This is a genomic window from Cnuella takakiae, from assembly GCF_001953305.1.
In the GTDB taxonomy this organism is placed as follows: domain Bacteria; phylum Bacteroidota; class Bacteroidia; order Chitinophagales; family Chitinophagaceae; genus Flavisolibacter; species Flavisolibacter takakiae.
The window spans coordinates 1,409,136-1,432,575 of sequence record NZ_MTFE01000010.1 but is presented as its reverse complement, the minus strand read 5'-3'; the positions used below and the strand labels follow the sequence as shown (position 1 = coordinate 1,432,575).

General features: G+C 52.5%; 20 protein-coding genes and 1 pseudogene. 7 read left to right on the top strand and 14 right to left on the bottom strand.

All coding sequences use genetic code 11. The annotated features are described in order from the left end of the window. Window positions 1-136: 136 nt before the first annotated feature. Genes BUE76_RS06580 through BUE76_RS06570 form a run of 3 tightly spaced genes read right to left on the bottom strand, consistent with a single transcriptional unit; the run spans window position 137 to window position 2,709 of the window. Window positions 137-688: a GNAT family N-acetyltransferase gene (locus BUE76_RS06580; protein ID WP_073040665.1), complete on the bottom strand. Its 552-nt coding sequence runs from the start codon at window positions 686-688 to the stop codon at window positions 137-139. Between the two features lie 51 nt (window positions 689-739). Then, complete coding sequence (locus BUE76_RS06575) at window positions 740-1,723, bottom strand: TatD family hydrolase (protein ID WP_073040667.1); 984 nt, start codon at window positions 1,721-1,723, stop codon at window positions 740-742. 53 nt (window positions 1,724-1,776) lie between these two features. Next, window positions 1,777-2,709 carry an EboA domain-containing protein gene (locus BUE76_RS06570; protein ID WP_143157216.1) on the bottom strand — a complete coding sequence of 311 codons (933 nt, stop codon included), beginning with the start codon at window positions 2,707-2,709 and terminating at the stop codon, window positions 1,777-1,779. A gap of 230 nt (window positions 2,710-2,939) precedes the next feature. Between BUE76_RS06570 and BUE76_RS06565 the strand changes: the two genes are divergently transcribed. Next, window positions 2,940-3,659 (top strand): SIMPL domain-containing protein, encoded by a 720-nt coding sequence (locus BUE76_RS06565; RefSeq protein ID WP_083596376.1) that lies wholly within the window; start codon window positions 2,940-2,942, stop codon window positions 3,657-3,659. A gap of 68 nt (window positions 3,660-3,727) precedes the next feature. Here BUE76_RS06565 and BUE76_RS06560 read toward each other — a convergent pair whose 3' ends face one another. The 6 genes from BUE76_RS06560 to BUE76_RS06535 all read right to left on the bottom strand — a co-directional run bounded on the left by BUE76_RS06560 (window position 3,728) and on the right by BUE76_RS06535 (window position 8,870). Next, window positions 3,728-3,952 carry a hypothetical protein gene (locus tag BUE76_RS06560; protein ID WP_073040672.1) on the bottom strand — a complete coding sequence of 75 codons (225 nt, stop codon included), beginning with the start codon at window positions 3,950-3,952 and terminating at the stop codon, window positions 3,728-3,730. 129 nt (window positions 3,953-4,081) lie between these two features. Then, window positions 4,082-4,585, bottom strand: coding sequence for a DUF2231 domain-containing protein (locus BUE76_RS06555; protein WP_073040674.1), 504 nt, complete (start codon window positions 4,583-4,585; stop codon window positions 4,082-4,084). Between the two features lie 73 nt (window positions 4,586-4,658). After that, window positions 4,659-5,651 (bottom strand): SMP-30/gluconolactonase/LRE family protein, encoded by a 993-nt coding sequence (locus tag BUE76_RS06550; protein WP_083596377.1) that lies wholly within the window; start codon window positions 5,649-5,651, stop codon window positions 4,659-4,661. Between the two features lie 68 nt (window positions 5,652-5,719). After that, on the bottom strand, window positions 5,720-6,694 hold the full coding sequence (locus BUE76_RS06545; protein ID WP_143157217.1) for a nucleoside hydrolase: 975 nt from the start codon (window positions 6,692-6,694) through the stop codon (window positions 5,720-5,722). A 140-nt stretch (window positions 6,695-6,834) separates the two neighbouring features. Then, window positions 6,835-7,734: a sugar phosphate isomerase/epimerase family protein gene (locus BUE76_RS06540; RefSeq protein WP_073040990.1), complete on the bottom strand. Its 900-nt coding sequence runs from the start codon at window positions 7,732-7,734 to the stop codon at window positions 6,835-6,837. A 281-nt stretch (window positions 7,735-8,015) separates the two neighbouring features. Then, window positions 8,016-8,870: an SMP-30/gluconolactonase/LRE family protein gene (locus BUE76_RS06535; protein ID WP_083596392.1), complete on the bottom strand. Its 855-nt coding sequence runs from the start codon at window positions 8,868-8,870 to the stop codon at window positions 8,016-8,018. 1,136 nt (window positions 8,871-10,006) lie between these two features. Here BUE76_RS06535 and BUE76_RS06530 point away from each other — a divergent pair. Then, window positions 10,007-10,648, top strand: a complete 642-nt coding sequence (locus BUE76_RS06530) for a response regulator (RefSeq protein ID WP_073040676.1) — start codon at window positions 10,007-10,009, stop codon at window positions 10,646-10,648. Between the two features lie 97 nt (window positions 10,649-10,745). Here the strand turns inward: BUE76_RS06530 and BUE76_RS06525 are convergent, their stop codons facing one another. The 5 genes from BUE76_RS06525 to BUE76_RS06510 form a co-directional block, all read right to left on the bottom strand. Further along, complete coding sequence (locus tag BUE76_RS06525; protein ID WP_073040678.1) at window positions 10,746-11,810, bottom strand: phosphotransferase enzyme family protein; 1,065 nt, start codon at window positions 11,808-11,810, stop codon at window positions 10,746-10,748. 426 nt (window positions 11,811-12,236) lie between these two features. Next, window positions 12,237-12,377, bottom strand: a complete 141-nt coding sequence (locus tag BUE76_RS24440; RefSeq protein WP_158069933.1) for a hypothetical protein — start codon at window positions 12,375-12,377, stop codon at window positions 12,237-12,239. A gap of 45 nt (window positions 12,378-12,422) precedes the next feature. Next, complete coding sequence (locus BUE76_RS06520; RefSeq protein ID WP_073040680.1) at window positions 12,423-13,871, bottom strand: lipase family protein; 1,449 nt, start codon at window positions 13,869-13,871, stop codon at window positions 12,423-12,425. A gap of 63 nt (window positions 13,872-13,934) precedes the next feature. After that, a complete protein-coding gene (locus tag BUE76_RS06515) occupies window positions 13,935-14,951 on the bottom strand; it encodes a LacI family DNA-binding transcriptional regulator (RefSeq protein ID WP_073040683.1) in 1,017 nt (338 codons plus the stop codon). A 304-nt stretch (window positions 14,952-15,255) separates the two neighbouring features. Beyond that, window positions 15,256-16,302 (bottom strand): Gfo/Idh/MocA family oxidoreductase, encoded by a 1,047-nt coding sequence (locus BUE76_RS06510; protein ID WP_073040685.1) that lies wholly within the window; start codon window positions 16,300-16,302, stop codon window positions 15,256-15,258. A gap of 589 nt (window positions 16,303-16,891) precedes the next feature. Here BUE76_RS06510 and BUE76_RS06505 point away from each other — a divergent pair. The 5 genes and pseudogenes from BUE76_RS06505 (at window position 16,892) to BUE76_RS06485 (ending at window position 23,012) form a co-directional block, all read left to right on the top strand. Beyond that, window positions 16,892-18,223, top strand: a complete 1,332-nt coding sequence (locus tag BUE76_RS06505) for a PQQ-dependent sugar dehydrogenase (RefSeq protein ID WP_073040687.1) — start codon at window positions 16,892-16,894, stop codon at window positions 18,221-18,223. A gap of 159 nt (window positions 18,224-18,382) precedes the next feature. Continuing rightward, a complete protein-coding gene (locus BUE76_RS06500; protein WP_073040690.1) occupies window positions 18,383-19,699 on the top strand; it encodes a Gfo/Idh/MocA family protein in 1,317 nt (438 codons plus the stop codon). 287 nt (window positions 19,700-19,986) lie between these two features. Further along, window positions 19,987-20,235 (top strand): hypothetical protein, encoded by a 249-nt coding sequence (locus BUE76_RS06495; RefSeq protein ID WP_073040693.1) that lies wholly within the window; start codon window positions 19,987-19,989, stop codon window positions 20,233-20,235. A 269-nt stretch (window positions 20,236-20,504) separates the two neighbouring features. Then, window positions 20,505-22,139 (top strand): annotated as a pseudogene (locus BUE76_RS06490) (ATP-binding protein); the annotation flags it as partial. A 72-nt stretch (window positions 22,140-22,211) separates the two neighbouring features. Next, window positions 22,212-23,012, top strand: a complete 801-nt coding sequence (locus tag BUE76_RS06485) for a response regulator (protein ID WP_262485826.1) — start codon at window positions 22,212-22,214, stop codon at window positions 23,010-23,012. Window positions 23,013-23,440: the final 428 nt, after the last annotated feature.

Sequence of the window (23,440 nt, the reverse complement as noted above, 5' to 3'; positions counted from 1 at the left end):
ACATTGCGAGCCTTTGCATGGGCATCGGCACTTCCAGTACGCGGAACAAAATTGAAGGTAAATGACCAGTGACAAAACCGGGTTCGCCTTAAAAAAGCCATCTACACAACACAAGCTCCAGGGTACCTGCCACGGCTTACCGGTGGCCCAGTACATCAGATTGTAAAAGGGAGAACATGCTCATGTCGTAATGTTTGTTGTCCCAGTACATCCATGCTCTTAGTATGCCTTCTTTTGTAAAACCCGATTTAAGCAATACGCTTTCTGATTGGGTATTGCCTTGCATCACTTCTGCTTCAATCCGGTTTACCTCGAGCTCTTTGAAACCAAAAGCCGTTACTGCTTTTATTGCCTCTGTGGCATAGCCCCTATTCCAATATTCAGATTGCAAATCGTAACCCAAGTTGGCGCGGTGCTTTTTTGTAAAGTTGTTGAAACCTATCGTACCAATGATGCGGTCCTCGCCTTTAACTGCGATCCCCCAACGAATTCCTGCTTTTTCCTTGAATCGGCTGCAAAACCAATCAACGTACTTCTGCGCCTCTTCCGCTTTGTTTAAAGTCGCCACGTTATAGAACCGGGTCACCTGTTCATCGCTAAAGAGTCGGAAGATGTCGCCCAAATGCGCCTGTTTGATTTCAACAAGATTGAGCCTTTCTGTTTGCAAAAGGGGGAAACGATCCAACATTAGCTTTAAAGATGTTTGCTGGTGGCCATGCAACTAAATGGAACAATATTATTACCGGATAAATACCGAATCCTTATCTACCCTGGGTGCCTGCCCGCCACGCAATACGGTATTGCCTTCAAAGCGCTGGCTTTGGTCGATGGCCTTTACCGTGGTAAAGTCGGCCACATCAATCTGGCCGCTCTGCGCAAAGGCATCCAGTGCGTTTTGATACACCACTTTATGGATGTCTTCTTTGGCAATACCACGCTGTACCATGAGTGCTGCAGTTTTGGGCACCGCCAGCGGATCGGAAATACCCCAGTCGGCGGCCGAATTTACCATGATGCGCTCGGGGCCATACTGGCGCACCAGTTCCACCATCCGTTCATTGCCCATCTTGGTAAAAGGATAGATGGTGAAGGCCGCCCAGAAACCCCTGTCCAGCACTTCTTTTACCGTCTCTTCGTTGTTGTGGTCCACAATCACCATGGCCGGATCAAGGCCATGCTCCAGGGCAATGTCCATGCTGCGGGTGGTGCCGCGCTTTTTGTCGCGGTGTGGTGTGTGAATCTGCACGGGCAGGCCGGCTTCCTTGGCCAGCTCCAGTTGCAGGCGGTAGTATTTTTCTTCGGCGGCGGTTTGGTCGTCAAAACCAATTTCACCTACGCCTACCACGCCTTCTTTGTAAATAAAGAGCGGCAGTATTTCCATTACCTGTTCGGCAAGGGCTTCGTTGTTGGCCTCGCGGCTGTTGAGGCCGATGGTACAGTAGTGCTTGATGCCAAACTGCGAAGAGCGGAAACGCTCCCACCCGATCAGCGAACTGTAATAATCGCGAAACGTGTCGATACCAGTGCGGGGCTGTCCCAGCCAGAAAGCAGGCTCGATAAGCGCCACCACGCCCGCATCGGCCATAGCCTGGTAGTCGTCGGTAGTGCGCGAGGTCATGTGCACATGCGGATCGAAAAACTGCATGCCCTGTATCAGGTCCATGTACAGGGGCATGCGTTCGCGGTTCTGCAGGTCTTCTTCACTTATTTGATGGCAACACATATCGGGAGCGGTTTATAGTTTTTTGTTTTTAGTTTTTCGTTGGGCAGCGGCAACTATGCGTTTAGCGCGGCCTTTTCTGCAATGGATGTCCAGGTTATTACACCACTGGCAACGGCATCTTTTTGCTCGGGATGTTTTTCCAGCAATGCCCGTGCAGGCGCATAGCTGCTTTGGGCACAGGCAAGAGCAGCAGCATCGCGGTCCAGGCTGTTCTCGGAGAAAAAAGCACGCTCCAGGTCGGCAAAGTTTTTTTCATTTACAAAAGGCGCCACCCCGCGCCACAACAGCGGCGGCACGGCACGGCCGGCAGCCCAGCGTTCGTGGGCAAAATCAAGCAGTATTTGCGCCAGCTCGGGGTTGGCTCGTTTGTCAAAGTCCACCACCTGGTCCATTCTTTTTTCGGTAAAAAAACCCTTCATCACCAGTTGGTTCCAGGCGCCTTCAGCCAGTTGTTCGGCAGGGTAAGGATTGTTGGTGATTACCGCTTCCAGCACCGTACCAATATTGTTGCGGATACCTTCGGCACAGCGGCCGCGCCAGGCTTCTGGATAGGCCAGTACCGGAAGTGCCGAATACAAAGCCACCAGCTCATTCATTTCAGCGGCGGGAAAAAGCTGCTCGATGCGGGCCACGTAAGCCTGCTGGTCGGTTGCATCCAGTTGGAGCAGCAGCCACACCCGGGCCAGGCGGTCGAGGGTCCAGCCCTGGATGGACAAACCTTTGCGGGCGGCGGCAAGCTTTTGCTCCTGTTCTTCAGATAGTGTCACTACCGCTTTGCCCGTTTTGCGGGGCATGGCGGCAAAAGCCACGGCAAAGGCGGAATTTCCGGATTGGTTTACCGCTGCGGATTTTTCCTGAAGCCATTGCCAGGCAGCAACAGGCAACTGCGCTTGCAACATTTCCTGCAACAGGGTTTTGAGGGCCTCCACATCGTAGGCATAAGGCAGCAACAAGGGTTCGGTGGTTGTGGGATTAACCTGTGACATGGGGGCTAAATTAAGGAAGAAGCCTTATTGTGCGGGTTGATAATTGTCAGAAAGACGCTTTGGGATTTCGGATTTCGGAATCTGTCAACCAAGCATATTTCCACTATTTCAAAAATCCAAGATCCGAGATCGCACTTCCGAAATCCCCCTATTCGCTAAGTTTCTGTTAAGTACCGGCTTATTTTGTGACAAACAAGCCCTTCAACCGTCTCACTCATAAACACAGGAACATGAAACATTTGATGATGACCCTTGCCGCTGTTGCCGGCTTTTTCTTTGCCAATGCCCAACCTGCACCCGCCAACCCAAGGCTGGTAAATGTTACGGCATCCGCCGAAATGGAAGTGGTACCCGACGAAGTGTGGGTGCAGGTGCAGTTGCAGGAATATGATAAGAAAGGCACGGGTAAGGTTTCCATTGAAAAGATCAGCAACGAGTTCCTGGCCAGGATGAAAAGCCTTGGGCTGACGGAGAAAGAGGTGAGCCTGCTAAATGCCAGCGGTTTTGACAACAACTACTGGCAGTGGTACCGCCGCAGCAAGCAGAAAACACCCGACATGAAAGCCTCCACTTCTTACCTGCTGAAATTGAACTCAGTAAAACAGATGGAACAGGTGGTGCAGCAGCTGGATGACGAAGCTACCCAGAACTTTTACATCCAGAAATTGTCGCACACCAAAATGGATAGTTTCCGCGAGCAGTTAAAAATACAGGCCCTCAAAAATGCCCGCGAAAAAGCCCGGGTGCTGGCTGAAGCCGTGGGTGCAAAGGTGGGCGCCGTGTACCAGATCAACGAACCAATGGAGCAGATGTACGACCGCCCAATGGTATATGCCCAGGCCATGCGCAAAAGTGCAGCAATGGAAATGGCAGAAGAGCCCGCAATGGAAGTAGATTTTAAAAAGCTAAAACTGAAGTTTGAAGCCCCGGTTAGTTTTTTACTGGACTGATAAACTAACACAAAACGAAGAAGCCGGCAACTTTGCCGGCTTCTTTATGTAAGCACAGTATTGTTGTGTCAGGCTTGCAGGATGCGCTGCTCGATGGCGGCGCCCAGTTCACTTACCAGTTGCAGGTCGCCGCAATCAGAGGCCCAGGAGCGGTTGTACCGGCGCAGCTCCAGCAGCCTGGGCGCAGGCTCCCCTTCGGTGTCCAGTTTGGCTTTGAAAAAGTTTTCACCCAGGTGGTAAATGCTGTAATAAACAAGTGTGTCCTGGTAAAATAAGGCTGCTTTGAACTTCATAGGTTGCAATTGAAGAGGCTTCAAGCTACATCCAAAAGAAAGCAGATACATCACAAACCGGTCAAAACCTTGAAAGCTTAGGTAAAACACCTTAAGCTTTCGGCAGCACAATCTTGTAAGCGGCAGCACTCAGGGCTGTATATTTTTCACCAACAACGGGTCACTATCCGTGTTCTGGAGCTCCTTTTGCGCAGCGCCCTGTTGGTTTTTTTTACCCGATCTGTTGAGGTAATCTGCACCATGACTGAGGACGCCGCCCCAATGCCCGGTGCACAGGATCATTGCCGCCAGCAGCAGGGCCAGCCAGCGGGCATCGCTTTTCCGCTGTACCAGCCGGGCAAATACCAGCAGCGATAATGTGGCGGTAAAAATGGCCAGCCACATGTGCAGGGCAAGGGTGCCATCCTCATATTCGCCATGATTGCTCAACAAAAACCCGGTAATCAGCGCCAGCAGGGCCCCGCCGATGCCCGCCCCATACAGCAGGCGCAGCACCTGTTCCGAAATGGCATACCTGGGGTTTTCAGATAACCAGTGCATAGCCACGGCAATAACCATAATACCTATAGGCAGGTGCACCAGTACCGGGTGAAAACGGCCGATGGTTTCCGAGATTTGTATCAATGGAATCAAAATCAGTTCTTTGGATCAAATGTGCGACATTTTTTTATGGGGTGGTTGCAGGTGTTGTTGCACCCTGGAATCTTTAGCGCAACACTAACCGGAGCACATATTGGGTAGCGGTAATGTATAGGGTCTTTTCCGTTTCGTCCAGGGCCAGGTTGGCAGCAAGTACCGGCAACCGGATCCTGCCAACCAGCTGCAGCTTGGGATCAAAGACCCATACCCCACCCGGACCGGTAGCAAACAAATAACCCAGGCGGTTGAATTTAAGCCCATCAGGCAAACCACCACCCATGGCACGCACTTCCGGAGTTACATCCAGCAGCATCCGCCCCTTTTGCAACCCGTTTTTTTCATCATACTGATAGCCATACCATCCCGCTTTGCCGGCATCAGAATTGGCAACAACCAGAGTTTTTCCATCAGGCGATAAACCAATGCCATTGGGGCGACTGATGGTGTCGGTAAGCAGCCGCACCTTGCCGTTCTGTTCCAGCTGATACACACCCTGGAAGGGCAATTCCTTTGCGGTATCCTTGTCGTTTCCTTCCAGGCCATAAGGCGGATCGGTGAACAGGATAATGCCACTTCTGGTTTGCACCGCATCATTGGGGCTGTTGAACCGCTTGCCCTGGTAGGCTGCTGCCAGCGTGTGAAACCGGGCTGTGGGTGCAGAAAGCGGGGCGTCCATCACCGCCAGGCGGCGGTCGCCATGCTGGCAAAGCAGCAGCTGCCCATTGGCAAGCAGCAGCAATCCATTGGAGCCCACTTCGCCACTCCTGGGCACCGACCCGGTATAACCTGAAGGCTGCACATAAGTTTTACTCCCCCCGGCTTCCGTCCACTGCAGCACCCGGTTGGAGGGTATGTCACTAAACAGCAGCGCCCTTTGGCTGGGCAACCACAGTGGACCTTCCACCCAGGTGTAGCCGCTGTCCAGGATTTCGATGGCGCCTGCAGGGTTCAGCACCTTATCGAGGGAAGGATGCAGCCTTTCAATATACCCAATGGTAGGGTGCTGGGCGTGGGCGCAAACAGAAACCAACAAAATGAAAGCAGCAAAAAGCTTGTTCATGATGGCAGGCTTTGGAAGAAGGTTATGGAACACCCCTCACAGGCTTTTAAAACCTGTGAGGGGTGGAGTTATTTAACCGGCTGATGGGTAATGGCTTTTTCAATCAGCTGCTCCACTACTTTTGGAGGCGCTACGGCGACCATTTTAAAATGTTTGCCGCTACCCTCCTGCCAGCCATTGCTGCCATCGGCAGCCACCGTCATGGTTCCGCGTTCCAGTCGGTACCAGGGTGCTGCTCCTTTTGCCGCCACCAGCACCGCCGTTTCATCCCAGCTCATCCGGCCGGCACTATCCTGCGGGTCCATGGGTATGGCGATCCGGAACACATCTTTTACCGGACTGTTACGTATTTGAACATTGCGCACCAGCGGCACGCCCACCTTGATTTCCTTTCCTATTTCAAAACCACTCAGCACAACATCGGTAGGCCAACGGGAAAAAACATACTGCGATGCGGCGGCGTCTTTTTCCACATTAAACTCTTTGCCCTTTGGAAAAATGCCGGCCATGCTCACCAGCTTTTTTACCTTACTACGCACCAGTGTGGCACCGTCCAGCTTTGAATATTGGTCGGGACCCGACCGCAACAGGTCGGCCAGGTTGGTGAGAAAGCCTACTGTAATAATGACCACGCTGGTATCGGGTTGTGCTGCCAGCAATTTTCGGTAAACAGCTACCGCTTCGGGCACCTCCTTATTGTTTTGTATCCGGTGCGGGTATTGGGCCAACAGCGAGTCGGACCAGTGTTGCCTATCGCGGAGCTCCAGCCCCGAAGTATGCGGTACCCCAATGGGCAACTGCGGCCTATTAAAATAAGTATTGAGTATTTCAAAAACACCCGCAACACCCGGGTAGCGGGTACTGGCCACTGTAGCCAAAATATCAATATACCCGCTATCGGCATAAGCGTGGAGCATGGCAATGGCGCCCACATCATCGTAGTCGGGGCCCATATCGCTGTCGAAAATAACCGGCTGCGCCTGTGCGGCCCCCCGGAGGGAGCAGGCGGCTAATGCAAAAAGCAGGAAGATCTTTTTCATCATGGCAAGGGAATGTTCCTTTCTAATGTAACACAGTTACCGCGGAGTTGTACAACTTACAGCAATACCGGTTTCTATTTCGAACCAAAAACACCTTGGCTACCCAATGATCGCACGGCAGCTTTCCAACCAACATCCATTGATTACCATTGAAAAACACGCCGCATATAATTGCGGCTGATCTGCCAGTTTTGTGCTGTTGTGCGGCTGGGCTCAGCATCATAGGCCAGCTCCACTGCTGCAGCACCCGAAAATCCTACCCGCCGCAATGCCCTGGCAATGGCTGCAAAATCGGTAGCACCTTCACCCAACGCTTCCGTCCAGCGGCCATTGGCGTGCTGGTCGCGCAGGTGCAGGTAGCCGATGCGGCTGCCGTAAGTGTCTATAAAAGCAACAGGATCAACACCGCCCCTGATCAGCCAGTTGATATCCGGTCCCAGCCTGAGCTCGGGCACCCGCCGCAGGGTTTCCTGCAGGTCGTACAAACCATCGCGCAGTTCGTAGGTATGATTGTGCAGGTTGGGGATAATATTTCTTTTGTCACAGATATTGAGGATTTCGTTCAGGGTGGCTGCCTGCACCTCCAGTTCGGCATCCGTTTTCTTGCGGCCTGCATCGCCGACTGACAAACCAAAGGTTCTGCCGCCCAATTCCCGGAGCCTCCCGGTGAGGAGCACCACATCCTGCAAAATGGCATCATGCCGCTCCCTGTCCCACATATTGGCCTCAAAGGAAGCCCCGGAAACGGGCAGTTCATATTTGCCCACCAGTTTTCCAATTCGCCCTACGGCATCATCCTGTTCCAGGTTCACCGCCATCAGCTCGATACCGGCAAAGCCAGCGCCTTTGATATCTGCAAATGCCTGGTCCAGCACCGGTGCAGCATCCCACCGGGGCGGGTATTTGCTGGCATAAACCCACAGGTGGGCAAACAGCGGAACCGGAGCCCACTGGCAGAATCCGGAACCTGGCAAGGCCAGGGCACCCAGCACCTGTATGCTGTTGCGCAGAAAAGTCCGGCGATCCTTAAGGGGGAAATTCATGGCGTAAAAATCAGCAGATAAGGAGGTACCAACCAAAACCGTTTGGCATACAATTGGCGGCCACCGGCGCGTAGGGACATAAAAAGGGCCCGCCGCGAAAGTGGCAGGCCGAACTAAAAAATGGTTATCTGCTATTGAGAACCTATTTTAAAGTTCGGAAATATTAAGGGTTAAGTGCAAGCAAAAACCCATTATTTTTTTTATAGATATATACTTAAGAAAATCAATCTTTTAGGTAAAGGAGCCAAACCCATTTTAAGGACACCCAGGCGACAATCTGGCTACCAGGCGCCTTTTACTGCCATATCAACGGTGTACACCGCCTTTGAAGCTGTAATAAAAAGCATCTTGCGTGCGGCGCCTCCAAAACAAAGATTGGCCGTCCAGCCTTCCGGTATATCAATATGGGCGATCTGTTTACCCTGCGGACTAAAAACAGTTACGCCTCTTCCGGTTATATACAGGTTGCCTCTTTCATCGAGGGTCATGCCATCCGAGCCCATGGCAGCAAAAAGGCTGCGGTTGCTGAGCTTTCCGCCGGGTTGCATATCGTAGCGGTAAGTTTTATTGGCACCAATATCCGCCACATAGAGATAACGCCCATCGGGCGTACCCACAATGCCATTGGGTTTGTTGTAAGCCGAATCCACAACCCTGGGCTCTGCAGCGCCAGCGGGCAGGTAATACAGGTACTGACCTGGGATTTCGGGTTCCGAATGATCCCACCAGGTACGTTTGTAAAAAGGATCGGTAAAATATATACCGCCTGCATTATCGCTCCACAGGTCGTTGGGGCCATTGAGTTTTTTACCGCCCACCTTGCCTAATAAAACCTCCACTTTTTTGTCCGGACTGATTCGCCAGATTTCGTTGCGCAGGTCGGCGCAGGAAAGCAGGTTGCCTTTCCGGTCGAAAAACATACCATTGGACCGGCCGGTAGGCTCCATAAAGACGGACAACTGGCCATCTACCGACCATTTCCAAATCCGGTCATTGGGCTGGTCGGTGAAAAACACATTGCCTGCTTTGTCGGCTGCAGGACCTTCAGTAAAAGCAAATTGTTTGGATACCAGTTTGGGTGTAGCACCGGGCGCCAACACTACAGTATCGGCCGGAATATTGGCATTTGCATCCATTTTCTGTTGCGATCGGTTTAGGGAATTACAAGCAATCAGAGTTGCAGTAAGCACCAGCACTACTGGAACCCTGCGTAAATAAAGGTTTCTTTGGTTCATGGCAAACGGTAAGGGGAAGTTAGGTAAAGAAGTGACATTTCGCAGCCAGGTGCCACCGCTTACCACGGCCAGGAGCCTGTTTATCTGGAAAAAACCCACGCCAATCGATAAGTGGTACCATTTTGGCAAAGGGTTGTGTACCTTGCACACCGTTCTTTAACCAACACCATGATTCAAGATCTGGAATAAAATTCATAAATTAAATCAGTTATAATATGACAGGTTTGACTTTATTTAGCTTTAATCATTGCTGTCAGCAGGATAAAATTGTTCCTTTTTTTCAAATTATTTTAAATAATATACTTGTTTTACGCAGGCATTTTCTAAATTTGTGAAGAAACAAATCAAAAAACACACTTTGGCCTGGTTTTGGCAAAAGATACAATAGAAACTATTTTACCTCTTTCATATGGCAAGCAATCGTTAGTCGCCCGCTGTTTCCACAGTGGGCTTTTTTTATGCACAAGTGCAATAGCGCTGCTTGCCATAAACACCCGCCAATCTCTTCTTTTATGAATTGACCATCTTTATTGAACTGCTGCTACCGGATAAGGTAAATACCGGGCAAGGGGTTAACCTGAGCAGGATTAAATAACAGGTACACCTAAACGTAAACAGACAAACAAAAAAATCGAATCTATACTACTGTGCACCCAATGTGAAAAAGTAAATCCTGGTTATCACGAGGCTCAATGGTTTTTTACACTACTCTTGTAAGTATAAATACGCAGCCCGGCTTAGTAATTGTCCCGCTGCCCCATGATCCAAATCCTTGTAAAGCCATTAAACCCAAAACAAATGAATCCACCTGCTGCATGGGCAATGCCCACGGCTTCTGCCTTTTATCCAAGCCTTACTGGTATCATCCCGCACCGGCATTGCCTAAACCGGTCATTCCACTTTAAGTTTATTGCACAACCTGTAGCCTAGTATAAACCCCTGGTATTTATACCCGGTGGGCGCAGGCCCTGTTGCCCTGCACACCAGTTTGTATCCACTTCCGCAAGGAACCTCTGAAACCAACCAAAAAACCATCCATGAAGAAACTAAGTATCCTCGTTGCCGACGATCACATGCTCCTGCGCCAGGCCTGGCGCATTGTTCTGAACAGCCAGCCTGAAATAGAAGTTGTTGGCGAGGCCAACAACGGCAAGGAAGTGGTTGAAAAAGCACTCCTGCTGAAACCCGATATCGTGCTGATGGACATTGGCCTGCCCCTGATGGATGGCATCACCGCAACACTGCACATCACCCAGAAGCTGCCACAGGTAAAGGTATTGGGGCTTTCGGCATATACCCAGCCCAGCTATGCCCGCAAAATGATACAGGTGGGCGCAGCAGGTTATCTAACCAAGAATGTAACAGCCCTTGAAATGATCAAAGCCATCGAGGAAATCAAAAATGGCCGCAAGTACATCTGCAACGAGATCAAGGAGAACCTGTCCCAACAGGTATTCAGCGAAGCGGACGACCAGCCCAATATCAACTGCCTGTCGCACCGCGAACTGGAGATCGTGGAACTGATCCGCGATGGACTCTCGTCTAAGGAGATTGCAGACAAACTCTTTATCACCCCTAAGACCGCCGAAGCGCACCGCTATAATATTTTGCGCAAGCTGAAAATGAAAAACACAGCAGCACTGGTCAATTTCATCAATAGCCAGGCGCAGTTTGTTTAACCAAAAAAGCAATTGAGTTTTTGGTTTTTGGTATTGTGGCAGGCTGTTTTAATCAACCCGCCTTTTCCAACAAAAAAACCAAAAACTCATAACCCTATCATGCGCTTTTGCGCACCCCCTGGTAGCGGCACAGCAAAGGCTCTTTTTCCATCAGCCTTTGCAACAAAACCAGCTGGTTTTGGGCACGCACCAGGTTGTGACCCGGGTAACGCTGGCCGTAATACACATCATTATTCAGGTAATCGGTAATAAAACGGAGGGCCTGCATATATATCATAAACTGGCCCGCATAAAAGAAGGCTGCGCATTCGGCTTCACTCAGCTCCGCCTGCATTTCCTGGAGGTAACCGCTTACAATGGCTTCATAAAAGGGCAGGCGCACTTCAATACTGGAAAAATCTTGCTCCTCCTCGCTTACCGGCGACAGGTAGGTGCGCATCATATCGCCCACATCAGAAATAAAATAACCGGGCATCACGGTATCGAGGTCAATCACGCAAAGGCCTTTATCCCGGCCATCAAACAGCACATTGGAAATCTTGGTATCGTGGTGAATAACCCGTATCCTGAAATCAGCATTGGCTGCAATGGCTTCATACCGCCTCACCAGGTGGCGCAGGTCAAACAGCTCCGCAAGGGTGCGGGCAGCCAGTTGCTTCCGTTCCGGGTTGCCTTCCTGCACGGCATGTTCAAACTGCAGAAACCGCAACGGAAGGTTATGGAAATGAGGGATGGTAGGCTTCAAACGTGTAGCATCAAAATGGGCCAGCATGCGGGTAAAGCGGCCAAACTGAACTGCCGCTTCATAAGCCTGCTCCGGTGTGGCTACCACGTCGAAGGCATGCGCCTGTTGCAGGAAAGGGAAGAGCCGGAAATAGCCTGCCTCGGGCAGGTGCACCATGGGCCTGCCATTCAGCGCAGGCAAGGCAGCTACAAAAAGATATTCCGGATGGTACTTACCCAGGTACTGGCCAATTGCGGAAATATTATGGGCAATATCCCAAGGCTGCTGAAAAACAAAATGATTGATTTTTTGCAATAAGAAAACGGCATCGCCCTGCTGCACTTTCCAGCTATAATTGATCAGCCCTGATCCGAATGGCGAAACAGAAGCAGTTGCCTCCTCTATTCCATATGCTGCTAACACCTGCCCTATTTCCATTATTAGTTTGGTATTTGCACTACCGGGTAAAATTGTTGCACCTGCACAGGCTCTTTTTAGCTACCGGACTACAAGTCCCGGTGTTCCCGTGCACCCAAAAAGTAGGTAATATCAAGGCATGGCGTTCATGCAAACGGTTGTGCAAAAGAAGGCCGATGGCTGTAAGGTACCAAAGGCATTTAGCGGTCCAACCCAGGCATTTTAAGGAGAATAAATGAATAAAAAAGAAAGGCTGGCGCAGCCCTCCTGCTTCTTGAAAAACTGCAGGTATCCATCACCCGCAAGGCACCGGCAGGCAGGTAGCGTTGCCAAACTGGAGTTTTCTGCGATCGGCGAAACTGCGTACCGCATCGCGGCCTTTGCGGCCAGCCGTGGAGCCGGCACCTTCCAGCCAGCCTTTGCCACTGCGCCAAAAGGCCACTTCCCTTACCGAGCGCCGGCCACTCTTGCCATGCGGCTGTCGGATGCTTCGAGGACACTAGTATCGGCGAACCTGTCGGATTGCTGTTCCGGGATGGTAGCACAGGCAGCAGCTACCCACATAAAACAAAGCAGGAACGTATTCATGCCGTTAAGTTTTGAATCATACAGGTACTTAAAAGCCTGAACCGCCTAACGCTTTTGCAACCGCATCAGCGGCTCCTGGTCACGCAGTAAGGTTAGCTCCCCGCTGTCAGTCAAAGCAAAAGCATTGGCCTGCTGCAAGGCATCCAAAAACCGCTTTTCGCCCTCGCCGGGGCAATACATTTTGGTTAAAGCCATGGCGGCAAAATGAATGGATTTTTCGCCGAGGGTTACCCCGCCACTAAAACGGTTGCAACCGGTGGAACCGCCAACCCTTGCATTGGCGGCGTCAAACTGCAAAGAGGGTTTGCGTCCGGGGTACAATTCGGCAATCGGCTGCGGGCTTCCGGCCAGAAAAGACAACTCCCAGCTGCCATCGGGAATGGATTGCATAGCGGTAGCATTGGGCGCCAGCCTGTCCAACAGCAGCAGGTAGGGCGCATGAAGATGATGGATCCAGATATTGGCCGAAGTGTCGGAGTACTGGGCAAAATAGGCACTGTCGGCCAGCAGCACCACCGGCGTTCCTGCCCGTGCGTAATTGTTGGAAGCCACATAATCGGGCACATCCAGCCCCGGCATTAGTTTGGCCACCTGTTTGCCAATCATCCGGCCCAGGTATTTGCGGTAGGTTTTATCCGCTTTCCGCGTGGTTTTATCCAGCCTGTTGTACACATGCATCAGGGCCAGCCTTTGGGGAAATTTTACTTTCCGGATGGCGTCCTTTGCCCCTCCAAAAGGATTTTGCTTGTTGAAATCGGAAATGGTTTGGATGGTAAAAGGGCTTTCCGGCACCCAGTCCGCGCTGTTAACCACGTTGAATGCCCAGCCGCCAAAGGTCATGGCTTCATAAGCATAGGCAAACTGCGTGTTACCCGGTTTGGGCGCCGCACTGCAATAGGTTTTAACCCGGAGATAGGCAGGCAGCTGCCTGAGCTGTTGCAACTGCAGCAGGTAAGCCGTCAGCAGGTAGGCGATGGCGCCGCCCTGGCTATGTCCTACAATCAGCAGGTTGCGGGTGCCCGCACGGTAAGCCGAATCTATTTTACTGCGCATATCTCCCGCCATGGAGGCCATACCAATCAGCCAGCCCATATGTACGGCAGCACCCTGCTGGGGTGCCAGCTGGTAACTGAAATGGGTATTGCCAGGCAAAACCAAACTGCCCTTGGCAGGCACCATGGCAGCATAAAAATTTTCCAGCCAGCTTTCCTGTTTTTTGGTGGTACCCCTGATGGAGATGGCAGCCGTGCCCTGCCCATCGGCCCAAAGATCCCAGAGGTTGTCCAGCCCGCTCACCGGCGAGCGGTACACCATCCGGAAGCGCTCCGGAGCAGGATGTTTATTGGCATAAACGGTGTCGAAGGTGGTACGTGCCGATACCCGCATCAGCTCGGTATACTCGGCTTTAGAAAAACCCGGCAGCAGGGTTTGTGCCTGCAAGGTGGTGCGGCCAACCAAAAGCAGCAGGGCGATCAGGAAGTAAGCAAATTTCATAAGAGGCGAAAGGGTGATGAGTGTTATGGATAGGATAACAACAAGCGGCCCCGGCCAAAAGGTTCAATGCATTACAAGGGTAGGTGCCAGCTCCTCGCAGTAATAGCGGGTGCCGGCATCCGGAAGTCCTTTTTCATTCAAAACCTGTATCAACAGGTCCATGGCTTTTTCGCCCTGCCCGTAGGGATACTGCTCGATGGAGGCAATGGGCGGAAAAGCGGTATAGCTGGTAATGGGCAGGTTGGCATAACTCACAAAAACGATGTCCTTGTTTACCGCCACCCCCTGCCGGTGGGCATACTGCACCGCATCCATGTGCACATAATCGTTGAAGGAAATAATGGCTACCGGCGGGTGCTTGAGCGACAGCAGTTTTTCCATGGCGCGGTAGGTACTGTCGCGGGAAAAATCAGTGGTCTCCACCAGCTGCATGTCCACCTTGTGTTTTTTCCGCGACACGCCTTCAATATAGCCATTGAGTCTTTCGCGGCTGGCCGGCATTTTCTCGGGGCCGTTGATCAGGGCAACCCTCTTGTACCCCCTTCCATACAGCCAGCCCACCAGTTCGGCGGTACCCTGGTACATGTTGCAGTATACTTTATGCGCTTCGGCAAAGGGTGGTACCCGGTCGAAATACACTACCGGCGTACCGGTAGACTCCAGTGCCTGCAGGTGATCGAAGCGGCGGGTTTCCTTTGCCAGGGAAATGATCAGTCCATCCACCCTTTGTTTTTTCATGGCCGCCACCACTTTGCGTTCGCGCTCCGTGTCATCATAGCTCTGCCCAAACAGGATGGTGTATTCGTGGGCCATGGCCGCCGTTTCCATACCACTGATGGCCTGCGAAAAAAACTCTTCGCGGATAAAGGGCAGCACCACCCCGATGACATAGGTTTTCTTTTGCTTGAAAAATATGGCCTGCGTGTTGGGCTCGTAGTTGAGTTCGCGGGCAAGCTGCTGCACCCGGAGTCGGGTTTGCAAACCAATACGGGGATGATCGCTCAGGGCACGCGAAACGGTAGACACGGAAACATTCAGCTGCCGCGCAATTTCCTTGATGGTAGGGGGTCGATGGTCCATGGAGGGTGGGGTGATGTGGCACCAAGGTAAGATTTTCCGGAGGGAAGAAGGGATGGAGGATGGACCATGGACGATGGACGATGGACGATGGACAATGGACCATGGACCATGGAGGGACCACGGACGACGGACGACAAAGAACAGTGCCTGGATACAAAGCACCTGCAATAGCAAGAGTTTAAAGTCCAAGTTCACTAGTGGTCCGTCGTCAGTTTTCCGTGGTCTGTTTTTTCTCACCCGTAGTCTGTGGTCTATTGTCCGTCGTCCCTACCTATGGTCCATGATCCATCTTCCATGGTCCACCCTACAGCGCCACGACCCTGCCCTCGCGGCTGCTTTGGTGTGCCGCTTCAATGATGCGGATCACCCGCGCAGCTTCTGTACCCGGTACCGGTGCAGGCGCACCATTGCGGATGGCAGCCTGCAGGCCATCAAAAAAGCCCATGTAGTTACCCTGCAGGATGGGTATTTCTTCCCGGATTACCATGCCGTCTTTCTCGGTATGGAGTAAAGCCTGTGCACCTTCGGGTTCGCGGCCCCATCCGGCGCCTTCGGGCTTTTTGCCCGCCAGCAGGTCGGCTTCCTGTATATCGGCCCGCGACTTCAGGAAAGAACCTTTGGCACCATGCAGGATAAAACCGGCGCCCGCCTCGCGCACCAGGTAGCTGGAATGCAGCCGCACCCGCAGGTTATTGGGATAATACAGCAGCACCTCGTAATAATCATCTACCTGTGAAATGGGCCGCACAATGCGGATATCGGCAAATACTTTTTCGGGCATACCAAAAAGCAGCAGTGCGCTGTCAATGAGATGCGAACCCAGGTCGTACAACACACCGGTGCCGGGGTGCGGCTGCTCTTTGTGCACCTTGGGACTCAGTTCTTCCTTGAACCGGTCGAAGGAAATGGATGCTTCCACCACCTCACCCAACAGGCCTTGCTGCAATACCTGTTTTACCGTGAGCAGGTCACTGTCCCAGCGGCGATTGTGGTAAACGGCCAGCACCAGGCCTTTTTCTTTTGCCAGTGCATTCAGCTCATCGGCTTCGGCCGTAGTAGTGGTAAAAGGTTTTTCTACCACTACATGCTTGCCTGCTTCCAGTGCTTTTTTGGCGTACTCGAAATGAGTGTAGTTGGGGGTATTGACAATCACCAGTTCCACGGCATCATCAGCGAGTAAATCCTCCAGGGTATCGGCACTTTTTACCCTGGGGTAAAATTGGGCGGCTTCTTTTTTACTGCGCTCCCACACACTGTGGAGCTGAAAGCCAGGGTGCAGGCTGATGAAGGGTGCGTGGAATACCCTGCCCGACATACCGAAAGAGCAGATAGCGGTGGAAATGGCTTGCATGTGTATCGTTTTATTTGCGGCTGGAAGATATTGGATAATGTGCATTTGTGCAGGCAAGACTACGGAGGACGGACAACGGATAACAGCCTAAAGACACAACATCTTCCGTTAACCTCCTGTATCGATAACCGTTAAAGCCCTAAAGGCTTTACGCTGAACAGTACCGGAATAAAAAGCCTGGCCTGCTTTTGCACCTTATCTGTTCTCCTGCCACCCAAACCGGAAGCTACCAAAGCATTTTTCAAACGCAAAAAGAAACGCTTTGCTTACACCTGCTTCCCGAACAACCGCCCACTTTTTCGGTAAAGTGGGAACAAGGTGGGGATATACTTAGGATATACTAGGGACAGCGTAGGGACAAGGTGGGAACTGCTTGGGAACAGGAACGGGCAATTACCGGTTTTACAAGGACCGTCTTTATACATTCCAGCCATAGCCTGCAGGCTGCGGCAAGCCGGTACAATACCAATAGTTGCCTGCGATTCTTTGTCTGTTGTTTTTAAGCGACTTACCATAACCGATTGCTATACCCAACAACGATCCCCAAAGGGCATGGGTTTTGACAGCAAAATGATCTAAACCTAAACCGATGCACGCTTTTACCCTTACGGCAGGCTTTACAATCCTGCTTCTTTGCAGTTGCGGCAACGACAGCCAGCAGCAAAAAGCCGAACATGCCGGCGATACTGCTTCAGCCAAGACCGCAGTACAACAGGTAAATCTTCCCGCACCTTTTGCTACCGAAAGCAGTACCAAGTTCAGCAATGTTATTGGCTGGCCCGAAGGCCGCACACCACAGGCGCCGGCAGGATTTACGGTTTCCAAATTTGCTGATAGCCTCAACAACCCTCGGTGGATGTACGCGACACCCAACGGCGATATACTGGTAGCCGAAGCCAATACCGAACCCAATATCAAAGACAAGGCAAAGGCTGTGGTGAGCGGAAAGGCCAAATCGCAGAACCTGGGCAATAGTGCCAACCGCATTACCCTCTTCCGCGATGCGGATGGCGATGGCCGTTACGAACTGCGCACTACTTTCCTGGAAGGCCTCAACCAGCCCCTGGGCATGCTGGTACTCAACAACCAGTTTTATGTAGCCAATACCGATGGTATCCTGCAGTTTCCCTATACGGCAGGGCAAACCAGCATCAAGGCCGCGGGCAAAAAAATCCTGGAACTGCCCGCCGGTGGATACAATAACCACTGGACGCGCAACCTGCTGGCGGCGAAAGACGGCTCCAAGATCTATGTAGCCGTTGGCTCGGGCAGCAATGTGGGCGAGAACGGCATGGAACACGAAGTGCGCCGGGCCGCCATCCTGGAAATCAACCCCGATGGCAGCGGCGAAAAAATATATGGCGCAGGCCTGCGCAACCCCGTAGGCATGGATTGGGCACCCGGCACCTCCACCCTGTGGACGGCAGTAAATGAACGCGACGGGCTTGGCGACGACCTCGTGCCTGATTACCTCACCAGTGTGCGGGCTGGTGGATTTTACGGCTGGCCCTATGCCTACTTCGGGCAAAACGAAGATCCCCGCATGAAGGACCAGCAAAAACCCGAACTGGTAAAACAAACCATTGTACCCGATGTACCGCTGGGTGCCCATACCGCATCGCTGGGGCTGGCCTTCGACCAGAAAGGCAGCCTGCCCGGTAAATACAAAGGCGGCGCTTTTATCGGCCAGCATGGCTCCTGGAACCGCTCCCAGTTTTCCGGCTACAAAGTGGTATTTGTGCCTTTTGCCGGCGGCAAACCCTCCGGCAATCCCGAAGATTTCCTTTCCGGGTTTGTTACCGGCGAGGATGAAAAAGTATATGGCCGCCCGGTAGGCATTGCCTTTACCCAACAGGGCAACATGCTGGTTGCCGACGATGCCGCTAACACCATCTGGCTGGTAAAACCGCAGGGCAAATAATCAGATGTGTAGAGGTGCCTTGCGGCACTTCTACACATCTATATACCTGCATCTAACATCGTCCATCGTCTATCGTCCATCGTCCGTTGTTCATCATCATCCTCCACTTACCCCACCTACCAACTACTGTATTTTTCTCCCTCACCTACATACGTAAAAATGAAAAACACCTCCATTTTCCAATCCCTGCTGCAGCCCGCTGCACGCAACCGCCGGCAGTTCCTGGCCGATGCCGGTATGGGTTTTTTGGCCGCTGCCGGGCTGAGTCAACTGCCCGGCAACAGTGCAGCCGCACAGGGAGCCGGCCAGCCGCTTACCGATACCATCCCGGTTAAGCTTTACCCGCTCGATCATCCATCGGAAAGGGCTCCGGCAAAAGTGCCGGCTCCCCTCGACCCGGCCAAGCGGATCGGCTTTGCCCTGGTAGGCCTCGGACATCTGACCCTTGAAGAGCTGCTGCCTGCTTTTGGCCAGTGCAAATATGCCAAGCCGGTAGCCCTGGTGAGCGGCGATGCCGCAAAGGCCAAACAGGTGGCTGCGCAATATGGCATCAAATCCACCAGTGTGTACAGCTACCAGAACTTCGATACCATCCGCAACAACCCCGAAGTACAGGTAGTATATATCGTATTGCCCAACAGCATGCACGAAGAGTTCACCGTTCGCTCGGCGCAGGCGGGCAAACATGTACTGTGCGAAAAACCCATGGCCAACACATCGGCCGAAGCCCAGCGGATGATCGATGCCTGCGAAAAAGCGGGCAGGAAGCTGATGATCGCCTACCGCATACAGTATGAGCCCAAAAACGCTTTTGTCAAAGAACTGGTACGCAACAAAACCCATGGCAAGGTGCGGGTAATGGAAATGTTCAACGCACAGAATATTGCCAACAACGGGCAGTGGCGGCTGGATAAAAAGCTGGCCGGCGGTGGCGCACTGCCCGATATCGGTATTTACTGCCTCAACACCGCCCGCTACCTCACCGGCGAAGAACCCGAATGGGTGATGGGATCGGTGTACAATACCCCCGGCGACGAACGGTTCCGGCAGGTAGAGGAATCGGTGCTCTGGCAGATGCGCTTTCCCAGTGGCATCCTGGTAAATGCGGCAACCAGCTACAGCGTACACCAGTCGCGCAGGTACCGCTGCCTGGCCGATAACGGCGCCTGGTTTGGACTGGACCCCGCCTTTGCTTACCATGGTTTGCAATTGGAAATGTCTCAGGCCAAGGAGCAGTACGACTGGAAGCAGGCGCCCGAAATACCGGAGCAAAACCAGTTTGCACTGGAAATGGACCACATGGCCTGGTGCGTATTGCACAACAAGGAACCTTATACTCCCGGCGCCGAAGGCCTGCAGGACCACCGCATCATGGAAGCCATCTATCAATCGGCAAGGGAAGGCAAACCCATTACCCTCAAAACACCCCAGAAGCCCGATGCCTTCCGGGGCACACCGCCACCTAAAGACGCCTGATACAAACCCCGGTACTGCCGGGGTTTTTCTTTTTTCCAGAACAATGTTCGCGCTTAGCTGTTGTTGGTGTAACAGCAATTGCTTATCTTCAAACAAACCGCCCAACGGTTCACATCGCATCAGCCTCAAGCCCGGTTGCTCCAAATGGAAGCCCTATAAAATAACAGCCTCACGCAACCTTGTGCAGTCCGGGATTCAAAATTTTACGTAGCTATTTCAGTCCGCCTGCATCACCGGTTCATTTAAGCCCTATTGCCCGCAAGGGTATCACCTCAAATGCATCCGTTATGAAACTGTCCGAATTCATCGTGCTGGAGGAAAACGACAAGAACAAAGCAGTGCTGCACCAGGGCATCCTGGTAGCCAAGCAAAAAGCGCCGGAACAAATCCGCTTCCTCTTTCAATTGGATCAATTCTATGTAGAACTGCTGTGCGACCAGCAAAGCAAAAAAGTGTGCGAGTACAAGGCCTTTACCGACATGCGGTTTTTACAACCTTACCTCGACCAGATACCCATCAACGGGTTGCTGGAGTAAACTCCAGGCTATGCAAACATTTAGGTACCTGTTTCAAGTGCCGGCTTACAGAAGCTGGCACTTTTTGTTGCCAGCGGCACCCGGGTCGTTAAAGGCCAGAACATGGTATGTGTTTTCGGCTCAACTTTGCACCTGTTCCGTTTCAAAGCTGGGATACTGAATGGGCCAGTGGCCCGCACCTAAGAACAATGGCTGTGCCGCCGTTCCATTAGCCAGGTAGTACCGGCCATTTGAAACCCAATGTATTTTACAACAGACATCCGCATCTTATGAGCGCCATTCCTTTTGAGCCGGCATTTTCCAGGTTGGTTCGTCATGCACGCAAAACCGTATTTCTGCTAAACGAAGACTTGCTGCACCAGCAGGTATTTGCCCACAACGCCAACCTGCAGCAGGAGCTTAAACGGACTTACCTGGGTAAAACCATCGATGAAGTACAGGATGCCGAACTGGCCCGGCAAACAAAAGCCTGTTTTGAGCAGGCCCGCCAAAGCGGGGAAGAGATAGCCCTTGAATTTAGCCGCACCAGGGATAACAATACCTGGTACCGAGGCCTGGTGAGCTACGAAAATGCCGCAGGCAAACCTTTTTACCTGCTTTCCATCATCGATATTTCGGAGGAACGCCGCAACGAGGCGGCCCTGCGTTTCCATGCCGCCTTCGATACCCTGCTGGCAGATGCCACCAGCACCCTCATTCAAAGCAGCGAGCAGGGATTTGATGTCGCCTTGGAATCGGTGCTGGCACAGATCGGGTCCTTTGCCGGGGTTGACCGCGCCTACTATTTTGCCCTTTCCGAATCGGGTACCATTATGAGCAATACCCACGAATGGTGTGCCGACGGGGTGTCGGCAGAAAAAGACAACCTCCAGGGTATACCCTGCGAGATCTTTCCAGAATGGATGAAAAAACTGGAGGCCAACGAAGAAGTTTATATTCCCAACGTAGGCGAACTGCCCCCCAGCTGGCAGGCCGAGCGGGACATACTGGAACCACAGGGCGTGCAATCATTACTGGCATTGCCTGTTATGGCCGAAGGCAAACTGTACGGGTTTATTGGCTTTGATGCGGTGCACACCCGTGTGGTGTGGGACCGCAGCAAGCGGCACCTGCTGGCCATCCTGGGTCACAACCTTGGCTCGGTGATCATGCGCAACGAGCAAACCCAGCACCTGCGTGCAGCAACGGAGCAGGCTACCCTGCTGGCAGCCGAGGCCACCAATGCCAACCGCCACAAATCGGATTTCCTGGCCAATATGAGCCATGAAATACGCACGCCCCTCAACGGCGTGGTGGGCTTTACCGACCTGTTGATGGAAACCGGCCTCAACGAAATGCAAAAACAGTATATCGACAAGGTGCGCAACTCGGTACAGTCGCTGCTGGAACTCATCAACCATATCCTCGACTTCAGTAAAATAGAGGCGGGCAAGATGGAACTGGATATGGACCGTACCGACCTGGTGGAGCTGGCCGAAAATACCTGCAGCCTGGTAAAACATACCCTGCGCAACAAACCCGTGGAGCTGCTGCTGGATATAAATCCCGCCATGCCCCGCCACTACCTGCTGGATGGTATGCGCCTGCAGCAGGTGCTGGCCAACCTGCTCAGCAATGCCGTAAAATTTACGGAAGCAGGAACCATCGTTTTCCGCATCGCCTACCTGCCAGGCACCGAACCGGGCATAGCCCGGCTGAACTTTTCCGTTTCCGATACCGGCATCGGCATTGCCGAAGCCAACCGCAAACATATTTTCCAGGCATTTGCATAGGCCGATATTTCCACTACCCGCAAGTATGGCGGCACCGGGCTGGGACTGGCCATTAGCTCCAGCCTGCTGCAGATGATGGGCAGCAACCTGGAGTTGGATAGCACCCTGGGCGCTGGCAGCACTTTTCGTTTCAGCCTGGAGCTGCCCTGCACTGAGGCGCCTGCATTTGACACCCGTACCCACCCCAGGCTGAAGAAGGTACTGGTGGTGGACGATCATGAAGGGTTGCGCCAAACCATCAGCGGCTGGCTGCGCCATAAAGGGCTGGCAGTGGTGCAGGCAAAAAGTGCTACCGAAGCCATGACCTTTTTGGCTACTACCCCCGATTTTGACCTGGCCATCATTGATGAGCAAATGCCGGTGATCAAAGGACACCAACTACTGGAACTGGTGCGCAACGAAATGAAAAAAGGGCCCGAAGCCATAGCCGTGCTGCTTTTGTGCGATGCAGCAAACACAACTATGGATAACAGTAACGTGCAGCTGCTGCAGGCAGCCACGCTTGCCAAGCCGCTTACACCAACGGCACTTTTCGAGGCACTCAACAACCTGCTGCCGGCACCACCGGCAGAGGTTTCCCACCCTTTGGCATTGCCCGCAGCAGCACCCGCTCAACAGGTGGAAGGCAGCCGGAAAAAGATCCTGATTGCAGAAGACAATGCCACCAACCTGCTCTACACCCGCATCATGGTGGAGCGGGTATTTGCCAACAGCGAAATCATCGTTGCCCGCAACGGCGTAGAAGCTGTTGAAAAGTTCCGCCGCGATAAACCGCATTTTGTGCTGATGGATATACAGATGCCGGAAATGGACGGCGATATTGCGACCCGTGCCATCCGCGACCTGGAAGTGGAACAAGGACTGCTACCCACACCCATTGTGGCCCTTACCGCGCATGCTATTAAGGGTGTAAAGGAAAAATACCTTTCCGCAGGCTTCAACGATTACCTGTCGAAACCTGCCAGCAAAGAGGACATGGAAAGAATGCTGGAGCAGTATGCTTAGGAGCTGCAAGTTTTGAGCTTCAAGCCGCATGTGGTTATAGCCCTACGCCAGTGTAAGTACATAAAGAAGAAAGGGAACTGCAGGTATAGTTCCCTTTCTTCTTTATCATAAAAGCAAAGGAGGCAAGCATGATGATGGCAGTAGATCTTTTAAGTAGCCAGCGCTGTGAGGCAGTACGCCGAGGCCGTTCGGGATAACAAAACCCAAGAACAGGCGTATGTTGGCAGCTACTGCCATTTTCGAAGCACCTGCCTGTAGAGGAGATAACGTTCCGTGGCGGAGAACGGGATGACAGCACCCTTAGCCACTGTCATGCTGACGTCGCAGCATCTCCAGCTTTCTCCGGAGTACCCGTAAAAACAAGGGGATGCCGAAACAAGTTCGGCATGACAGACACTGCGGACCGGAGTTATACTGTACCTTTCCTA